The sequence below is a fragment of the Bradyrhizobium frederickii genome (assembly GCF_004570865.1).
Classification (GTDB): Bacteria; Pseudomonadota; Alphaproteobacteria; order Rhizobiales; family Xanthobacteraceae; genus Bradyrhizobium; species Bradyrhizobium frederickii.
On the sequence record NZ_SPQS01000088.1, the window covers coordinates 1 to 2,803 of the forward strand.

3 protein-coding genes and 1 pseudogene are annotated in these 2,803 nt (G+C 58.2%); 3 read left to right on the plus strand and 1 reads right to left on the minus strand.

From position 1 onward, the window contains the following. Together E4K64_RS39355 and E4K64_RS39360 are read left to right on the plus strand one after the other, a co-directional pair. On the plus strand, positions 1–234 hold a 234-nt coding region (locus E4K64_RS39355), incomplete at its 5' end, for an integrase core domain-containing protein (protein WP_135161597.1). A 560-nt stretch (positions 235–794) separates the two neighbouring features. Continuing rightward, positions 795–1,661, plus strand: coding sequence for a protein-L-isoaspartate O-methyltransferase family protein (locus tag E4K64_RS39360; protein WP_135167615.1), 867 nt, complete (start codon positions 795–797; stop codon positions 1,659–1,661). A gap of 413 nt (positions 1,662–2,074) precedes the next feature. Here the strand turns inward: E4K64_RS39360 and E4K64_RS41550 are convergent. Continuing rightward, positions 2,075–2,432, minus strand: a pseudogene (locus tag E4K64_RS41550) (CopG family transcriptional regulator). Positions 2,433–2,584: 152 nt separating this feature from the next. Here E4K64_RS41550 and E4K64_RS39370 point away from each other — a divergent pair. Next, positions 2,585–2,803 (plus strand): transposase (locus E4K64_RS39370; protein WP_167767822.1); only part of this gene is annotated, 219 nt, incomplete at its 3' end.

A 2,803-nucleotide genomic window follows, 5' to 3' on the forward strand; every position in this document is an offset into this window, starting at 1 on the left:
ATCAGTATGGACGGCCGGGGCGCCTGGCGGGACAACGTGTTCGTTGAGCGGCTGTGGCGCAGCGTCAAATACGAGGAGGTGTATCTGCGGGCCTACGACAGCGTCAGCGACGCTCGCGCCTCGATTGGCCGCTATCTGGACTTCTACAATTGCCGCCGTCCACATTCGAGCCTTGACGGCAGCACACCGGATCAAGCCTACTTCACCCCGCTGCCGCTCCGCACGGCAGCCTAACCCCGGCAGAGGCTCCACTTATCGACGCGGATATTCTGTTCAGACAACCGGGGCCAGCTCAGTCTGCCACCAAGCACGGGATCTTCAGCGCGACCTTCTACAAGGTGGAGAGCCAATACGGTGGCTTGGAAGTGCCAGACGCCAAGCGTGGCCGGGACGGCGCTCTAGAAGCGCCCATGCTCCAGGACCTTGAAGAAGAAAAGATAGTGGCGGAAGCCGCAAGGCGAGAGGCTGGTGCACCGCTGCCGACCACCTTGAGGTGAGCGAACGGCGGAAGTGCAAAGTCCCACATCAGTGCGCTATCGCGGCGGGCGAGTTGATGAGGCAGTCGTACATACCCCTGCGCGAACTGGCTGCGGCCCACCGGCGGTTCCGCTACAATCGCCTTCTCACAGTAATTCGTCATGCGACCGAACATGTGGCAAGCACCGATGAGCCCGCCTCAAGCAGACACTCAAATTCAATTGATTTCGCTTAACTGGGAGATCTTATCCTACAATTATGATCTAGGCTCGGGTGCATGTTTGCGTGCGCCACTTTTGCGACACAAGGGTAGAGGCATGAATATTCGCGAAGTAAGACAACTGTATGCCCGGCAGATACTGGCCATGGTCGGAGCAGATAGGGACAAGAAATTAGAAAAGGCATTTTCGGCTGTTCCGCGAGAACACTTTCTTGTAGGCCGTCGGTGGCACGCAGTGACTCCATGGGCTCCTCATTTGCGTTTGCCGACGAACGACCCCACACTTCTTTACCAAGATGTTGTCATCTCCCTTGATCCAAAACGCGGAGTTAACAATGGTAGTCCGTCGCTTCACGCGTGGTTGATGCACAGAGTCGGACCACTACCAGGGGCGACCGTTGTCCACGTAGGCGCGGGAACGGGGTATTTCAGCGCCATTCTTGCCGAACTAGTCGGCAAAAAGGGGCGAGTGCTGGCTATCGAATACGACAAGTCATTGGCGAAATTCGCAAGGGAGAACCTGAGACTTTGGGGAAACGTTGAAGTTTTGAATGCCGACGGCAAGAACTGCGCACTTCCATTGGCTGATCTCATTTACGTCAACTTTGCGGTAAGCCGGCCAGCTGTCACCTGGATCGAAAATCTCAAAGACGGCGGACGTCTTCTATTTCCTCTTGGAACTCCCGAAGCGGAAGCCCGGTTTGTAGGACGACATGCGATGCATGCTGTCGCATTGTTAGTCAGACGTCGGAGAAAGGAGTTTGCAGCGGAGGCATTACGCGAGGTGTCATTTGTTTTCGCTGAAGGAAGCGATGCTGCTGTCGGAGCGTCTGAGGAAAGACGGTTGAGGAAAGCACTTGCCTCCAAGGGATGGCAGAACGTTTCAACCCTCTATTGGAAGCAACGGGCGAAGGGACGATGTTGGTATGCTGCTAAGGATTGGGCATTAGGCGTCAAGAGCTGAAACCCGCCGCACTATCCGAACACCTCGCGGATTTTGGCGCCGCGGACGCTCTGCGCCCAGGGCTAATTAGATACTTGCAATTGGTTTAGTATCTGGAGTCAGATGCGTAGCTGCGAACGCTCCAAATGGAGCTGCTCGATGTGCTAGAATCCTTCTGTGGGCAGCGCGCAATCCGCTGGGCATAGGTTGTCTCGTGCTTTAGCTTCAACTGTGAAAGGCGCAGGACTTGATCGCGGAAGCGATATTTAGGCGTGAGCCTCGGTTTCACCCACGCTTTGAGAAGTTTACGATAGAGCCAGCCAGGATATCGGCTGCACACGGCCGGCTTTCTCGCAGAAGCAGCTTGCGATGCACTATCTTGAACCGCCCACGGGTACTGGATTGTTCGTCTAGCGGGCTTTGAGCGACTGCCCTCACGAATGCTCGTCCTTCTGAATATCGTCCGGGATCTCCTGTCGCAGCTTCGGCCTTTGACTGAGCGGTCGCCCGAGTGCCGCAACGAAATTGTCCCACCGCGCCCCCCTGCGCCCTCGCCGCCTTTGCAGCGGGCTCGGGAAGCGGCGGTGTCGTCGTGAGCCAGAAGCGAACGAACAACGCTAAGGTCTCGACCGAGACCCCGATGTCGCGCTCAAGCCGCGCAATGCGGCGATCGACCTGATCAAGTCGCTTGGCAATAGGGGCGTCCCGTCGCTCGTCGGCGTCGGGGGACAGGAAGGACGCGATGGCGGCTTCGGCGATGAGCGACAGCGATTGCTCGCGGCGACGCGACACCTCGTCGCCAGGCGTCGGGCGGAGCTGAAAGGCATGTCGCGCCGGTAAGCTAGACGCGAGACTTGAGGACTTTTGTATCCCTCCATTGAGGGCCGCCTTGTTTGACGGGCGCGATGGCTGCAGGTCCTAGGGGTAATCCTAGGAGAAGCGCTATGACGATTTCGAGGGCGGAGGTGATCACATCGGTCGAGCGGCGGCGCCGGTGGTCGCAAGACGAGAAGGAGCGGCTTGTTGCGGCGTCGCTCGCGCCCGGCGCCAGCGTTTCCGAGGTAGCTCGCCTGGCCGGACTTCATGTGAGCCAGCTGTTCAGGTGGCGCAAGGAGCTTTGCAGGCACGGCGAAGCGAGCATAGCTCCGTTTGTTCCGGTCGAG

Coding starts and splice junctions, on each gene's coding strand:
- E4K64_RS39360 (WP_135167615.1), top strand. CDS start 795: ATGAATATTCGCGAAGTAAGACAACTGTATGCCCGGCAGATACTGGCC.